15 protein-coding genes, 1 tRNA gene and 1 pseudogene are annotated in these 12,989 nt (G+C 69.1%); 6 read left to right on the forward strand and 11 right to left on the reverse strand.

Translation table 11 applies throughout. The features are described 5' to 3' along the window. Positions 1-274, forward strand: a pseudogene (locus tag BGN98_RS07630) (hypothetical protein); the annotation flags it as partial. Here BGN98_RS07630 and BGN98_RS07635 read toward each other — a convergent pair. Together BGN98_RS07635 and BGN98_RS07640 are read right to left on the reverse strand one after the other, a co-directional pair. Continuing rightward, positions 271-699 (reverse strand): SRPBCC family protein, encoded by a 429-nt coding sequence (locus BGN98_RS07635; RefSeq protein ID WP_288120616.1) that lies wholly within the window; start codon positions 697-699, stop codon positions 271-273. The pseudogene BGN98_RS07630 and the gene BGN98_RS07635 sit on opposite strands and share 4 nt — an antisense overlap. Before the next feature lie 43 nt (positions 700-742). Then, positions 743-964, reverse strand: coding sequence for a hypothetical protein (locus BGN98_RS07640; RefSeq protein ID WP_005055070.1), 222 nt, complete (start codon positions 962-964; stop codon positions 743-745). Positions 965-1,130: 166 nt separating this feature from the next. Between BGN98_RS07640 and BGN98_RS07645 the strand changes: the two genes are divergently transcribed. Continuing rightward, positions 1,131-1,958 carry a formate/nitrite transporter family protein gene (locus tag BGN98_RS07645; RefSeq protein ID WP_005055068.1) on the forward strand — a complete coding sequence of 276 codons (828 nt, stop codon included), beginning with the start codon at positions 1,131-1,133 and terminating at the stop codon, positions 1,956-1,958. A 12-nt stretch (positions 1,959-1,970) separates the two neighbouring features. Then, positions 1,971-2,052 (forward strand) — tRNA-Leu (locus BGN98_RS07650). Positions 2,053-2,087: 35 nt separating this feature from the next. Here BGN98_RS07650 and BGN98_RS07655 read toward each other — a convergent pair. Continuing rightward, entirely contained in the window at positions 2,088-2,780 is a 693-nt protein-coding gene (locus BGN98_RS07655; protein ID WP_135949071.1) for a hypothetical protein, read from the reverse strand. Continuing rightward, entirely contained in the window at positions 2,777-2,968 is a 192-nt protein-coding gene (locus BGN98_RS07660) for an Arc family DNA-binding protein (RefSeq protein ID WP_061683633.1), read from the reverse strand. Before BGN98_RS07660 ends, BGN98_RS07655 begins: the two co-directional genes overlap by 4 nt. Positions 2,969-3,128: 160 nt before the next feature. On the opposite strand from BGN98_RS07660, the gene BGN98_RS07665 reads away from it, so the two are divergent. Continuing rightward, on the forward strand, positions 3,129-3,854 hold the full coding sequence (locus tag BGN98_RS07665; protein ID WP_005055062.1) for a DedA family protein: 726 nt from the start codon (positions 3,129-3,131) through the stop codon (positions 3,852-3,854). 1 nt (position 3,855) lies between these two features. On the opposite strand, the gene ku is transcribed toward BGN98_RS07665, so the two are convergent. Further along, positions 3,856-4,704, reverse strand: coding sequence for a non-homologous end joining protein Ku (ku, locus tag BGN98_RS07670; protein ID WP_005055061.1), 849 nt, complete (start codon positions 4,702-4,704; stop codon positions 3,856-3,858). Between the two features lie 59 nt (positions 4,705-4,763). Between ku and BGN98_RS07675 the strand changes: the two genes are divergently transcribed. Beyond that, positions 4,764-7,184 (forward strand): ATP-dependent DNA ligase, encoded by a 2,421-nt coding sequence (locus tag BGN98_RS07675; protein ID WP_061683632.1) that lies wholly within the window; start codon positions 4,764-4,766, stop codon positions 7,182-7,184. Positions 7,185-7,187: 3 nt separating this feature from the next. Here BGN98_RS07675 and BGN98_RS07680 read toward each other — a convergent pair whose 3' ends face one another. From BGN98_RS07680 to murI, 5 genes are all read right to left on the reverse strand, one after another. Beyond that, the gene (locus BGN98_RS07680; protein WP_288120622.1) at positions 7,188-7,997 is read right to left on the reverse strand and encodes a spermidine/putrescine ABC transporter permease; all 810 of its coding nucleotides are present in this window, start codon (positions 7,995-7,997) and stop codon (positions 7,188-7,190) included. A gap of 56 nt (positions 7,998-8,053) precedes the next feature. Further along, the gene (locus tag BGN98_RS07685; RefSeq protein ID WP_061681176.1) at positions 8,054-8,971 is read right to left on the reverse strand and encodes a cation diffusion facilitator family transporter; all 918 of its coding nucleotides are present in this window, start codon (positions 8,969-8,971) and stop codon (positions 8,054-8,056) included. Between the two features lie 65 nt (positions 8,972-9,036). Beyond that, complete coding sequence (rdgB, locus tag BGN98_RS07690; protein ID WP_061681174.1) at positions 9,037-9,681, reverse strand: RdgB/HAM1 family non-canonical purine NTP pyrophosphatase; 645 nt, start codon at positions 9,679-9,681, stop codon at positions 9,037-9,039. After that, on the reverse strand, positions 9,678-10,415 hold the full coding sequence (rph, locus tag BGN98_RS07695) for a ribonuclease PH (protein WP_005055050.1): 738 nt from the start codon (positions 10,413-10,415) through the stop codon (positions 9,678-9,680). Before rph ends, rdgB begins: the two co-directional genes overlap by 4 nt. Beyond that, a complete protein-coding gene (murI, locus tag BGN98_RS07700; RefSeq protein ID WP_005055048.1) occupies positions 10,412-11,248 on the reverse strand; it encodes a glutamate racemase in 837 nt (278 codons plus the stop codon). Before murI ends, rph begins: the two co-directional genes overlap by 4 nt. A 66-nt stretch (positions 11,249-11,314) precedes the next feature. Here murI and BGN98_RS07705 point away from each other — a divergent pair, with 66 nt between their 5' ends. Then, complete coding sequence (locus BGN98_RS07705) at positions 11,315-12,649, forward strand: nicotinate phosphoribosyltransferase (RefSeq protein WP_016464751.1); 1,335 nt, start codon at positions 11,315-11,317, stop codon at positions 12,647-12,649. Positions 12,650-12,659: 10 nt separating this feature from the next. Here the strand turns inward: BGN98_RS07705 and BGN98_RS07710 are convergent, their stop codons facing one another. Further along, a complete protein-coding gene (locus tag BGN98_RS07710; RefSeq protein ID WP_005055043.1) occupies positions 12,660-12,932 on the reverse strand; it encodes a DUF3039 domain-containing protein in 273 nt (90 codons plus the stop codon). Between the last annotated feature and the right edge of the window lie 57 nt (positions 12,933-12,989).

Genomic DNA, 12,989 nt, shown 5'->3' on the forward strand with positions numbered 1-12,989 from the left:
CCCCGCCGACACGAGCGGCGCGTCGGGCGTGTACGTGGAGGGGCTCACCCCGGCATCGTGGCATCGTCGACGCACCGCCGGTGAGAGATATCCACAGCCCGACGCCTGTCCGGCGACAGCTCTCTGCCGCGGCAGCAACGTCGTTGAGCGGTGCTTCAACAAGCTCCCGCAGTGGCGCGGGATCGCGATGCGCTCAGACAAGACCGCCCGCGACTACCACGCCGGCCTCTGCCTCGCCGCGACACTCCACCGGCTCACCACCGGCGTTCTCTAGGCATCGAAGTCGACTGCTTCACCCTCGCTCATCCGCTTCAATCGCGCCAAGTGGTATCGCCACCCCTCTGCGTGTTCCGCAGGCAACGAGTGCGGAGTTCGAGCACGGCAGAATCCTGACTCGGTGAGGGTGACCGAGGTTGCCTGCCCGTGCGCTACCAGCTCGATCACGACGTCGAGAGGGTGCTCCCAGCCCTGTTCGGTCCAACTGAATCCGAGCACATGCGGCTCGTCACAACGCGTGACGCTCCCCGTCGCGCATACCTGACGGCCTTCCTCGACCCAGGTCTCGACGAGCGGCGAGCCAACGGCCGCCTCGAAGTGCATCTCAGGCCACCATGCACCTCGTCCAGCCGTCAGGAATCGCCAGACAACCTCGGCGGACGCATCAACGTCCGCCGCCACCGTCACCGAATCACGAGGCATACAGCCAAGCTATCGATCCAATCGAGGCCTTTAGCAACACGCCCTAGCTCGACCGGGAAGCGCGCATCATCCATGACCACCACGCCAACGCAGGCATAGCGATGCCGACGGTGACGGCGGCAGCGGCATCCGGAACCGCGATGCTCACCCCCACGCCCATCACGATCATTCCAAAGGTGAGGGCTGTGGCGAAGAGGTGCGGGCCGGGCCGCGAAATAGTGGTGAACCAGCCAGGCCGGCCCTCCTGCTTGTCCTGCATCATCATCGATACTCACCTCTCTGCACTGGTCGACACACGACGAAGGCGCACTGCTGTCGGCGCGAGAGCCGCTGCACGCCCCGCTGCGAACCTACCCGTTCACATCTCAGTGCTCGATTTTCCACAGCCCAACCACCCCATGTGGTCTGACCACTCTTCGTAGACTGCCGTCGTGCTCACGATTCCCGAGACCCTGCAGGTGCAGGCCGATGCCGCGGTCCACAAGGCCGACGGACTGCGCTCCCCCAGCCGCTTCGCCGTGTCCGGCATGCTCGCCGGCGCCTACATCGGCATCGGCGTCGTGCTGATGGTCGCCACCGCCGGACCACTCATCGCCGCCGGTGACGGCCTGGCCAAGCTCGTCGCCGGCCTCGTGTTCGGCGTCGCCCTGACACTCGTCGTCTTCGCCGGCGCCGACCTTCTCACCAGCGCGATGATGATCCTCCCCCAGGGCGCCCTGATGGGCGCGGTCGGGTGGTGGCGCGCGATCGGCACCATGGCAGCCACCTTCGTCGCCAACCTCGTCGGCGCCCTCGTCTTCGCCGGACTGATCGTCGCGTCGGGGGTCCTGCATTCCAACGCACCCGCCGGCAAGATGATCGCCGACATGCTCGCCGCCAAGGCGGAGGAGGGTCCGCTGCAGCTGTTCGTCCGCGGCATCCTCTGCAACGTGCTCGTGTGCCTCGCGATCTGGATGTGCGCGCGCGTGCGCTCCGACGTCGCCAAGATCCTGCTGATCTTCGCCGCGATCCTCGCCTTCATCAGCTCGGGCTTCGAGCATGTCGTCGCGAACATGACCACCTACGGCATCGGCCTGTTCAGTGGCGACCCCCACTTCACCTGGGGGCTGTTCGCGAACAACATGCTCTGGGTGGGGCTCGGCAACCTCGTCGGCGGCGGCATCGTCGTCGGACTCGGCTACTGGATCGTCGGCGGTCGCCCCCGCGCTGCGGCCCTCACCGACACCCACGCCCCCGAGACGGCCGACGCCGCCGGATAGACTGACTCCCGCGCGGGAGTGGTGAAATCGGCAGACACGCAGGATTTAGGTTCCTGTGCCTTCGGGCGTGTGGGTTCAAGTCCCACCTTCCGCACAGAAGCATGGACGGAGGGGCGCACCGACGCCCGATCAGAGCGCGGTGTAGCCGTAAAGGTCGCTCTGGCGTTCATTGATCCAGATCGGCTCGCCGCCGTCCGGTCGCGGGATCAGAAGCGTCCGCCCATACGACTCATCCACGACGTGCGCGTCCACTCCCTCCGCGCGCACCCGCGCGGCCAGCTCGTCCACATCACCCTCGTACTCGAACGACACCTGCGCCGCAGGTACATCGCCGTCGTGCACGGCCGCAAGCCCGGCATCCGCCACGAGCTGCACCCACCGGCCGCTGTCGCTGCGCACCTCGGCGCGCAGTCCCAGACGCTCCAGCACGGATGCCGCGGCATCCACATGCGCACTCACCCACAGGCCGAGCGCGCGCAAGCCCTGCGTTCCGTGCCGCTCCCCCGGGGCAAGCTCGAGCACCACGAGCTCGAGCTCGCCGGCGATCGCGACGCCCGATGCGCCGTTGTCCGCGACGAAGCGCCGGGCCGCATCACCGAAGGCGTTGGCCGCGGCATCCAGGTCGTCGGACTCGAAACCCAACGCGGCGAGGCCGTCCAGCGGGTCACCCGGCTCCACGCGGTGCAGCGCGACGCGCCCGTCTCCCGCTGCGTAGACCGACCAGTCCGCCTCCTCCACGAGAGCGACCAGCCCCAGCGCCGCGAACAGGCGCCGGTATCCGGCAACGTCGGAGGTGTACTGCACGGGACGAGTGACGATCATGAGAGATCCTCCTTCTGACGGGTCGAGGATGGAGTGTCGAGAGAGGCCTGTAGCACCCGCTCGACGAAGCTGCTGAGGCTCAGCCCTTCATCGATTGCCCGGTGTTTGACCTGCGTGATGAGCCCACGTGGCAAGTAGACGTTGAACTGCGCCTTGTCGGCGCGACCGGCTATGGGGTCGAGGGGCATGACAGCATGCTAGCAATCTAGCCGCGACCGCTCAACGATCCGCGCCTGGATTGATCAGCCGATTCACCGCGATCACTCGGGAACAGCCCCGGTAGACTGACCGCGACCGCTCACCTCTCGGAGCGGGCCCCTCCACCGCCGATCTACCGACGGGAAGTCTGTGCACGCTCTCGCCCTCATCCCCTGGCTCGACCCCGCAGCCATCATCCAGAACGCGGGCCCGTGGGCTCTGCTGGTGGTGTGCTTCATCGTCTTCGCCGAGACCGGTCTGCTCATCGGGTTCCTTCTTCCGGGCGACACGCTGCTCGTCATCTCCGGCCTGCTGTCGCACGCCACCGCGACGACGCCGCACGGGATCTTCGGCATCAGCGTCTGGTGGGTGGCGCTGCTGATCGGACTCTCCGCGTTCATCGGCGGCGAAGTGGGCTACTTCATCGGTCACAAGGGCGGACCGGCCGTGTTCGAACGCAAGGAATCGGGTCTGTTCAGCCGCAAGAACGTCGAGCGCACCAACGCGTTCTTCGAGCGCTACGGCGGCCTCACGGTCATCCTGGCCCGCTTCGTTCCGATCGTGCGCACCTTCGCGCCCGTCGCGGCGGGCGTCGGCCACATGCCGTGGCGCAAGTACTCGCTCTACAACCTCATCGGCGCGGTCCTCTGGGGCTTCGGCCTCACGATGTTCGGTTACCTCATCGGGTTCATCCCGCCGGTGGCCACGTTCGTCGAGAACTACATCGACCTCATCCTGCTCGCCGCCGTCGGCGGCACCGCCCTCGTCACGATCTGGCACTACTTCTCCGAGCGCCGCGTCGTGAAGAAGGAGAAGGCGGCCGGACTCACCCCCGAGACCGTCGAGCCGCTCGAGGACGACGCGCCCGCCGTCTGACTCAGGACGCTTTGGTGGCCTTGCCCTTCTTGGGCGAGGCCACCTTCTCTTTCTCCGCCCGCGCCGCGCGGCTGCGCTCCACGCTGGCCTTGAGGGCCGCCATCAGATCGATGACCTCACCGCCGGCATCCTTTTCGCCCTTCTCACCGAAGGTCTCGGACGTGTCGAGCGCGTCGCCCTTCTCGAGCTTGGCGTCGATGAGGGTGCGGAGCTCCTGCTGATACTCGTCGACGAACTGGCCGGGGTCGAAGTCGGCCGAGAAGCTCTCCACGAGGGATGCCGACAGCTCCAACTCCTTGTCGGAGATCTTGACCGGCTCATCGAGGGCGGCGAATGAGGCTTGCCGCACCTCGTCGGCCCACAACAGGGTCTGCAGAACCAGCACGTCGCCGCGGACCCTCAGAGCAGCCAGTCTCGTCTTCTGGCGCAGCGAGAAGCGGACGACGGCTGTCCGATCGGTCCGCTCCAGGGTCTGGCGCAGCAGCACATACGCCTTCGGCGACGACGAGTCGGGCTCGAGGTAGTACGGACGGTCAAGGGTCAGCAGATCGATCTGGTCGCTCGGGACGAATTCGACCACCTCGATCTCGCGACTGCGCTCTGACGGCAGTGCGGCCAGGTCTTCGGCCGTGAGCACCACGGTGCGCTCGCCGTCGTCGTAGGCCTTGTCGATGTCGGCGTACGGCACGACCTCACCGTCCAGCTCGCAGACGCGCTGATACCGGATGCGGCCGCCGTCGGCCGCATGCACCTGATGCAGCGGGACGTCGTGGTCTTCGATTGCCGAGTAGACCTTCACCGGCACGTTCACGAGGCCGAACGTCAATGCGCCCTTCCAGATCGCTCTCATGTGGCCATCCAAGCGGCTGCCGCCCGCCGACGCCAGGGGCTGGACGCTAGCCTGGCGCCATGGCACAGTCAGCGCAGGTGGTCGACGTGGGCGGTCGTCGCCTGCGTCTGAGCAACCTCGACAAGGTGCTCTATCCCGCCACCGGCACCACCAAGGCCGAGGTGATCGACTACTACTCGCGAATCGCTCCCGTGATGCTGCCGCACCTGGCCGGCAGGCCGGTGACGCGGCTGCGCTGGCCGGAGGGCACCGGCGAGCCGCCCTTCTTCGCGAAGGACCTCGAAGCCGGCGCGCCCGAGTGGATGCCGCGACACGCGATCGACCACTCGGGGGGCGCCAAGGACTACCCGCTGGTCACCGACGTCGCCGGGCTCGTGTACCTCGCGCAGGTCGCGAGCCTCGAACTCCACACGCCGCAATGGCGCTTCGACCATGGCGGACGCGGCTGCCCCGACCGCCTCGTGCTCGACCTCGACCCGGGCCCCGGAGTCGGGCTCGCCGAATGCGCGGAAGTGGCCCGACGGGCCCGCGGCATCCTGTCGGACATGGGCATGGAACCGTTGCCGGTGACGAGCGGGTCCAAGGGCATCCACCTGTACGCGCCGCTCGATGCCAACCGCTCCAGCGACGAGATCTCCGCGTTTGCCCGCGAACTGGCCCGCGCCCTGGAAGCCGACGACCCCGCCCTCGTCGTCAGCGCGATGAGCAAGGCGGCTCGCCCCGGAAAGGTGTTCGTCGACTGGAGCCAGAACAACGCCGCCAAGACCACGATCGCTCCCTATTCGCTCCGCGGACGCGCGCACCCCACGGTCGCCGCCCCTCGAACCTGGGCCGAGCTCGACGATCCCGACCTGCGTCACCTGCTGCTCGACGAGGTGCTCGCGCGGGCCGCGTCCGATGGTGACCTGCTCGCCGCCCTCGCATCCGGCGCACCCGACCCCCTCGCGCCCTACATGGCCAAGCGCACCCCCGCCGCCACCCCCGAGCCCTTCCCGTCGAGCCGCCATGTATCCGCCGAGCCGCCACGTTCTGGCGCGCCGAATCATGGCGGCTCGGCAGAATCATGGCGGTTCGTGATTCAGGAGCACCACGCGTCGCGGCTGCATTGGGACCTCAGGCTCGAGCGCGACGGGGTGCTCGTCAGCTGGGCGGTGCCGCGCGGCATCCCCGATTCTCCCGACCGCAACCATATGGCGGTGATGACCGAACCGCATCCGATCGAGTACCTCACGTTCGCCGGCGAGATCCCCGCCGGCGAGTACGGCGCCGGCACCATGACCGTCTGGGACTCCGGCACGTTCACGGTGGAGAAGTGGCGCGACGACGAGGTCATCGCGACGCTCAGCGGGCGCACCGGCGGCCCCCTCGGGCAGGTTCGTCTCGCCCTGATCCGCACGTCGGGTACCGGTGAGAAGTCGCAGTGGCTCCTGCACCGCACGAAGGATGCCGCGACGCCTCCCGTGCGCGCCGCTCGCGCCGGTCACCGCGCCACATCCCGCGCGTTAGCCGGAAGTGACGCGCCGATGCTCGCCGTGTCGACGACACCGGCGCTCGCCGCGTCCGCCGCCCGGCGCTGGGGCGATGCGCCCTGGGTCGAGTTCAAGTGGGACGGCATCCGCGCGATCGGCACGTGGGATGGCGAGCGGCTGCACCTGCGCGCCCGCAGCGGCACCGACATCACGGAACGCTACCCCGAGCTCACCGCCGCCGACCTGGGGCTCGGCGCTCTGCCCGCCGTCATCGACGGAGAGATCGTCGCTCTGGATGCCGACGGCCGCCCGAGCTTCACACGGCTGCAGTCGCGCATGCATCTGACCGGCGTGCACGAGATCGCCCGCGAAGCCCAGGCGACACCCGTTCACTACTTCGTCTTCGATCTGCTGCGCGTCGGCAACGACGATGTCTCCGCCCATCCCCTCCGCGAGCGGCGCGACCTGCTCCTCACCCTCACCGCCGATGCGGCTGCCCCGCTCGTCGTCCCCCCGGTCACCGATGACATCGCCGATGCGTTGACGGCGGCCGCCGACCTGCAGTTGGAAGGCGTCGTCGTCAAGGACCCTCGCTCTCCCTATCGGCGCGGCGAACGCTCGCAGGAGTGGCTCAAGGTCAAGCTGACGGCCATGCAGGAGGTCGTGATCGGCGGCATCCGCCCCGGCAAAGGCGAACGACGCGACGGCATCGGCTCGCTGCTGCTCGGCATCCCGGATGCCGAGGGCCTGCGCTATGTCGGGCGCGTGGGATCGGGGTTCAGCGAGCGCGAGCTCGGTCGTCTCGAACAGCAGCTGCAGCCGCTGCGCACGGAGGCGAACCCGTTTATCGGTGTCCCCGCCTCAGACGCGGCGGACGCGCTCTGGCTGCGCCCGGAACTCGTCGGCGAGGTCGAGTACGCGGAGTTCACTCCGAACGGCACGCTGCGCCACGCGCGGTGGCGAGGACTCCGCGCCGAGAAGCAGCCGGCAGACGTCCGCCGCGAGGAGTGATCCTCACGCAGGTGCGCTGGTCGGCGCAGGCGGGTCGGCCGCAAACACGGCGACGGCGGTGCCGTCCCACACGAACTGGAGCGCCGTGCCGACGGGGAAGTCAGCCCTGAGTTCACCGGGACTGTCGAGCTCGACTTCCCGGCTAGCAGTCGCGGAGAAAGGGCCCGCCGCGCAGCCCATCGTGAACCGGATGCCTTCATCACCCGACGACGAACACTCCGAGCCCACAAGAATGCACGCCTGCGTGACGTCGAGAACACCATCGTCGAAGAGGGCGATGACGAGTCCGTGGTAGCGATAGACCGTCGTCGCCTGCGTGAGAATCGACATCGACTCTCCGGTCGGCAGATCGGTGATCGGCTCGTCGAGGCTGGCGACCTGACGTGCACCGGTCACTGCCGATACCGGCCGCAGTGACGCCAGTCCGAAGACGAGCGCACCCACGACGATCGCGACCGCGACGATCGACGCGGCCCACCCGATGAGCAGCGCACGACCGATCCGAGGAGGGGTCGGCGTCGCGCAGGCGTGAGCCTCCGCCCGCTGCGGCTCAGCGGAGCTGACGGCGATGTCGAGGGCCGACGGAGCCTGTGCCGCCGGCGGCACCGAGCTCTCCGGTCGCGACGCACGAGGTCCGAACAGGACCTCCGCCTCCGCCATCCGCGCCGCCGTTGCGGGGGTCGAACCGCGGTCGTGGCGCTCCTCGAGCTCGCGAAGCCGAGCGAGCGCTACCGGGTCGTCTGCGATGTCAGCGTTCGGCCCATACGCGCGTCGGCGCAGCGCCGCGAACTCCTCGCGGGTGGCGGCATCCATGCTCTGCATCGTGACACATCCGAACGCCGATGCGTCATCAGACGCACGTCCGCGTGTCAGACGTGCGCCTCGTGCTCGCGGTGACCGGCGGGTTCGAACTGGAAGGTCGAGTGCTCCACATCGAAGTGTCGCGACAGGCACCCCTGCAGACGGGACAGCAACGCACCCGTGCCCCCGGATGCGCCGGCCAGCACGCCCTCGGCGACGACCACGTGCGCGGTGAAGACCGGGGCTCCCCGGGTGAGCTGCCACACGTGCACGTCGTGCACGTCGACCACGCCGTCCTCTCCGAGGATGTGGTCGCGGATCTCCGCAACCTCGGTCCCCCTCGGCGCCCGCTCCCCCAGCACCGAGAACACCTCGCGCAGCAGACCGACGGCGCGGGGCAGGATCATCACCGCGATGAGCAGAGAGGCGAGCGCATCCGCCGGCATCCACCCAGTCGTCCAGATGATCGCGGCGGCGACGATGACCAGCGCCGACCCGATGAGGTCGCCGAGCACCTCGATGTAGGCACCGCGCACGTTGATGCTGCGCTTCTGCGCCGCGCTCAGCAGGTACATCGAGACGGCGTTGGCACCCAGGCCCACCGCCGCCACGAGAAGCATGAGCCCACCGGCGACCTCAGCCTCGCCGGGGGTGACGAGTCGCTGGACGGCCTCGACGGCGATCCACACCATCAGCGCGATCAGGATCGCCGCGTTGACGAGCGCCCCGAAGACCTCCGCGCGCTGGTATCCGTACGTGTTGCGGTCGTTCGCGGGACGTGCGGCCACCGTCGAGGCGATCAGGGCGATCACGAGCGCCGACGAGTCCGTGAACATATGCGCGGCGTCGGCGAGCAGGGCGAGCGAACCCGTGAAGAGTGCGCCGACGACTTGCACGAGCATGACCGTGGCGGTGAGGCAGAGCGAGATCGTCAGCAGACGACGGTTGCTCGACTGCCTGATTCCGGACGGTGCGTGATCGTGCATAGATCGAGGCTAGGGCGCGCACAGCCTCCGCACGGCAGCTTTCGCCTAGTCGGGAATGAGAGCGGTTATCGCTCCAGCGTGCTCAGCAGCGGCGCCAGCGCCACGAACGCCCGAGCACGGTGTGATGCCGCGTTCTTCTCCTCCGCCGATAGGTCGGCGGCCGTGCGGCCGTCCTGATCGTCGGGCAGGAAGATCGGGTCGTAACCGAACCCGCCACGGCCCGACGGCGCGGTCGCGAGCCTGCCCGGCCACACGCCTTCCACCGTGTCCTCACGGGCGACGCCGTCCGGCCCCGGAACGACCAGGGCGATCGTCGAGACGAACTGCGCGGTGCGATGCGGGTCGGCGATGTCGGAGAGCTGATCGAGCAGCAGCTCCAGATTGGCGCGCGCGTCCTTGCGATGGCCGGCCCAGTACGCCGAGAAGACGCCGGGGGCGCCGCCGAGCACGTCCACGCACACACCCGAGTCGTCCGCAAGCGCCGGCAGCCCGGTGTGCGCCGCGGCGGCGCGGGCCTTGATGAGCGCGTTCGCCGCGAACGTCACGCCGTCCTCGACGGGCTCGGGGCCGTCATAGCCGATGACCTCGAGGTCGGGACGTACGCGCGCGACGATCGCCCCGAACTCCTCCACCTTGTGCGGGTTGTGGGTCGCCAGCACGATCCGGCGGAAGCCACCGGTCGGCGTGGAGGAGTTCGGGACGCCGGTCACGACGCGAGCACCGCGGTCTGCGCGTCGCGGAGGTCGGCGCAGCCGGCCACGCCCAGTTCGAGCAGGGCGTCGAGTTCGCGCTTGTCGAAGGGCGCGCCCTCGGCCGTCCCCTGCACTTCGACGAACAAGCCGCGGCCGGTGACCACGACGTTCATGTCCGTCTCGGCACGCACGTCTTCGACGTAGGCGAGGTCGAGCATCGGCTCGCCGTCGATGATGCCCACCGACACCGCGGCGACCGAGTCGAGGAGCACCTTCGCGTTCTTGCCGACGAAGCCCTTGGCACGCCCCCACTCGATCGCGTCGGCCAGCGCGATGTAGGCACCGGTGATCGCTGCGGTGCGCGTGCCCCCGTCGGCCTGCAGGACATCGCAGTCGATGACGATCGTGTTCTCGCCCAGAGCCTTGGTGTCGACGACGGCGCGCAGCGCGCGACCGATCAGGCGGGAGATCTCGTGGGTACGCCCGCCGATCTTGCCCTTGACGGCCTCACGGTCGTTGCGTGAGTTCGTCGCGCGCGGGAGCATCGCGTACTCCGCGGTCACCCAGCCCTTGCCCTTGCCGGTGAGCCAGCGCGGCACCCCTCCCGTGAAGGATGCCGTGCACAGCACCTTGGTGCCGCCGAAGGAGATCAGCGCCGAGCCTTCGGCGTGCGCGGACCAGCCGCGTTCGATGGTGACGGGACGCAGCTGATCGGGGGTGCGGCCGTCGGCGCGGGTGGTGGAGTCGGTCATGGGGTCCCCTTCCAGGGGTGCGGGAGGTCGATGGCGCCGGTCTGCACCAGGCGCACGCTGGACACGCCGCGGCCCATCAGCCGATCGGCGAGACGAATGAAGTCGTCGGCGGAGTCGCCGGTCGCTTCGTAGACGTGGGTGGCCACGGCATCCGGCCCGGCCAGCAGGTCACGTGAGACGAGCTGGCGGTAGACGTCCTTGGCGGTCTCGGAGTCGCTCGAGACCAGCGAGACGTCCGGCCCCATCACGTAGCTGATCGCGCCTTCCAGGAAGGGGTAGTGCGTGCAGCCGAGCACCAGAGTGTCCACGCCGGCGTGGCGCAGCGGCGCGAGGTACTCCTCGGCGACGGCGAGGACCTCGGCGGACCCGGTCACACCCGCCTCGACGAACTCGACGAACCGCGGACAGGCCTGCGTGAACACCGACAGATCCTCGTTGACGCCGAGCATGTCCTGGTAGACGCCCGATCCGATGGTGCCGACCGTGCCGATCACGCCCACGCGGCGATTGCGAGTGGTGGAGATCGCCGTCCGCACCGCCGGCCCGATGACCTCGACGACGGGCACGTCGTAGCGCTCGCGCGCGTCACGGAGAACCGCCGCGGATGCCGTGTTGCACGCGATCACGAGCATCTTCACGCCCTGGTCGACGAGGGTGTCGAGCACCTCGAGACTGTAGCGCCGGACGTCCGCGATCGGCTTCGGCCCGTACGGCGAATGCGCGGTGTCGCCGATGTACAGCACCGACTCCCGCGGCAGCAGCTGCGAGACGGCGCGGGCGACCGTGAGTCCACCGACACCGGAGTCGAAGATGCCGATCGGTGCGTCATTCACGGTTCTCCACCCTACCCGCCGCCGTGCCGGCGGCGACGTCACCAGCCCCGTCGCTAGAGTGACGGCATGACCCGCGCCGAGGCCCCGTCGTCCGCCCTGCTCACCGATCGCTACGAGCTGACCATGATCGACGCGGCCCTGCGAGACGGAACCGCCGCCCGCCGCTGCGTGTTCGAGCTGTTCGGACGGCGCCTGCCGGGAGCGCGCCGCTTCGGCGTGGTCGCGGGCACCGGACGGCTCTTGCAGGAGCTGCGGGCGTTCCGGTTCGGGGACGACGAGCTGCGCTACCTCCGCGACAACCGCGTCGTCGGAGCCGAGACGCTGCGCTACCTCGAGAACTACCGTTTCACCGGGAGCATCCACGGGTACCGCGAGGGCGAGCTCTACTTTCCGGGATCACCGGTGCTCACCGTCGAGAGCACCTTCGCGGAGGCGGTCGTGCTCGAGACTCTGGCTCTCAGCATCCTCAATCACGACTCCGCGGTGGCCAACGCCGCCGCACGCATGAGCATCGCCGCCGGGGACCGTCCGCTCGCCGAGATGGGCTCGCGTCGCGCAGCGGAGCGTTCCGCCGTCGCGGCCGCTCGTGCCGCCTACATCGCCGGATTCGGTGCCACGAGCAACCTGCAGGCGGGACGGGAGTGGGGCATTCCCACGATGGGAACCGCCGCTCACGCGTGGACGCTGCTGCACGACAGCGAAGAGGACGCGTTCCGCAGCCAGATTCAGGCACACGGCACCGACACGACGCTGCTCATCGACACCTACGACATCCGCCGCGGCGTCGAGACCGCGATCCGCGTCGCCGGCACGGGCCTGGGCGGGGTGCGCATCGACTCCGGAGACCTGCCCACCGTGGCTGCGGAGGTACGAGCGCAGCTGGACGGGCTCGGCGCGACCGGCACGCGGATCACGGTCACGAGCGATCTCGACGAGTTCGCCCTGGCTGCACTCGCGGCATCCCCCGTCGACGCCTACGGCGTCGGGACGTCGGTGGTGACCGGATCGGGCGCGCCCACAGCCGGGATGGTCTACAAGCTGGTCGCCCGCCAGGATGCCGCCGGAGGCTGGGTCGCAGTGGCCAAGACCTCGACCGACAAGGGGTCCAAGGGTGGCCGCAAGGCCGCGTTCCGCACCCTGTCCCGCGGTACCGCAACGAGCGAGCTCATCGCCGTCTCCGACGGGTTCGAGCAGATGCAGACGGCGGCGGATCATCCCGAGGCGCGCGCCCTGCAGGTGGCGCTCGTCGAAGCCGGTGAGCCCGACCCCGCATTCGAGGGGGCCGAGGGCGTCGCTCGCGCGAGGGAGCATCACGCGATCGTTCGCGAAGAGCTTCCCGTCACGGGGCTCGCACTGAGCCGGTCCGACCCGGCTCTGCCCACGGTCTACATCGACGCGTGAGCGGGACGAGTCAGCTCATGAGCGACTCGTAGATCTCCTTGCACGTGGGGCACACCGGGAACTTCTCCGGGTCGCGACCGGGAGTCCACTTCTTGCCGCACAGCGCGCGTACCGGCTTGCCCGTGAGCGCCGACTCGAGGATCTTGTCCTTCTTGACGTAGTGCGAGAAGCGCTCGTGGTCGCCGGGCTCGATGTTCTCCTCGCGCAGAAGCTCTTCGAGCTCGCGATCAAGGGTGGCGACGCCGCCGTCACCGGGTGCGTCGGGGCTGTCGAGGGGGCTCATGGTGACCGATTCTATCGGCGGTAGGGCGCCCCCGGACCGGTTCGTGCACAGAGGGTC

Source organism: Microbacterium sp. 69-7 (assembly GCF_001897985.1).
GTDB lineage: Bacteria > Actinomycetota > Actinomycetes > Actinomycetales > Microbacteriaceae > Microbacterium > Microbacterium laevaniformans.

Excerpts from the sequence above, each read along its gene's own strand:
- BGN98_RS07635 (WP_288120616.1), bottom strand. The coding sequence starts at position 699 with ATGCCTCGTGATTCGGTGACGGTGGCGGCGGACGTTGATGCGTCCGCC.
- BGN98_RS07640 (WP_005055070.1), bottom strand. The coding sequence starts at position 964 with ATGATGATGCAGGACAAGCAGGAGGGCCGGCCTGGCTGGTTCACCACT.
- BGN98_RS07655 (WP_135949071.1), bottom strand. The coding sequence starts at position 2,780 with ATGATCGTCACTCGTCCCGTGCAGTACACCTCCGACGTTGCCGGATAC.
- BGN98_RS07660 (WP_061683633.1), bottom strand. The coding sequence starts at position 2,968 with ATGCCCCTCGACCCCATAGCCGGTCGCGCCGACAAGGCGCAGTTCAAC.
- ku (WP_005055061.1), bottom strand. The coding sequence starts at position 4,704 with ATGAGAGCGATCTGGAAGGGCGCATTGACGTTCGGCCTCGTGAACGTG.
- BGN98_RS07675 (WP_061683632.1), top strand. The coding sequence starts at position 4,764 with ATGGCACAGTCAGCGCAGGTGGTCGACGTGGGCGGTCGTCGCCTGCGT.
- BGN98_RS07680 (WP_288120622.1), bottom strand. The coding sequence starts at position 7,997 with ATGGATGCCGCCACCCGCGAGGAGTTCGCGGCGCTGCGCCGACGCGCG.
- BGN98_RS07685 (WP_061681176.1), bottom strand. The coding sequence starts at position 8,971 with ATGCACGATCACGCACCGTCCGGAATCAGGCAGTCGAGCAACCGTCGT.
- rph (WP_005055050.1), bottom strand. The coding sequence starts at position 10,415 with ATGACCGACTCCACCACCCGCGCCGACGGCCGCACCCCCGATCAGCTG.
- BGN98_RS07705 (WP_016464751.1), top strand. The coding sequence starts at position 11,315 with ATGACCCGCGCCGAGGCCCCGTCGTCCGCCCTGCTCACCGATCGCTAC.
- BGN98_RS07710 (WP_005055043.1), bottom strand. The coding sequence starts at position 12,932 with ATGAGCCCCCTCGACAGCCCCGACGCACCCGGTGACGGCGGCGTCGCC.